This is a genomic window from Flavonifractor sp. An306 (genome assembly GCF_002159455.1).
Classification (GTDB): Bacteria; Bacillota; Clostridia; order Oscillospirales; family Oscillospiraceae; genus Flavonifractor.
Genome location: NZ_NFIQ01000263.1, coordinates 1 through 567 on the forward strand (window position 1 = coordinate 1; position 567 = coordinate 567).

Annotated in this window: 2 protein-coding genes; both read left to right on the forward strand. The window is 62.1% G+C overall.

All coding sequences use genetic code 11. The features are described from left to right. The coding region (locus B5F88_RS20035) for a PcfB family protein (RefSeq protein ID WP_087937097.1) at positions 1-329 on the forward strand (329 nt) is incomplete at its 5' end. Further along, on the forward strand, positions 326-567 hold a 242-nt coding region (locus B5F88_RS20040), incomplete at its 3' end, for a hypothetical protein (RefSeq protein ID WP_343286493.1). The genes B5F88_RS20035 and B5F88_RS20040, both read left to right, overlap by 4 nt.

Sequence of the window (567 nt, forward strand, 5' to 3'; positions counted from 1 at the left end):
ACCAGCTCAAACAGCATGGGGCCTCCCTGACCAACATCGAGATCACGGAGCAGAACATCAAGGCGTTTTCGGCGGTGGCGAAGAAGTACGACATCGACTATGCCCTGAAAAAGGACCCCACAACCGACCCGCCGCACTACTATGTGTTCTTCAAGGCCAAGGACAAGGACCAGCTTCAGCCGGCCTTCAAGGAGTTCACCGCCATGACCCTGAACCGGGAGAAGCGCCCCACCATCCGGGAGCGGCTGGCCCAGGCCCAGGAACAGGCTAAGACCCAGCACCGCCAGCGGGAGAAGGTCAAGACCAAAGACCGGGAGGTGGCGCGATGAGCGACAAGCTGAAAAAACAGCTCATCCTCAACCTCCCGTATCTCATCTTCGTGTATCTCTTTGACAAGCTCTGCCAGGGTGTGCGGCTGGCGCCTGGGGCGGACGCCTCGGAGAAGCTGCTCCACATCGGGCAGGGCTTTTCGGCGGCCTTCGCCAGCCTGGCGCCCAGCTTCCATCTGCTGGACCTGTGCGTGGGCGCCGCCGGCGCGGTGCTGATCCGGCTGGCGGTCTACTCCAA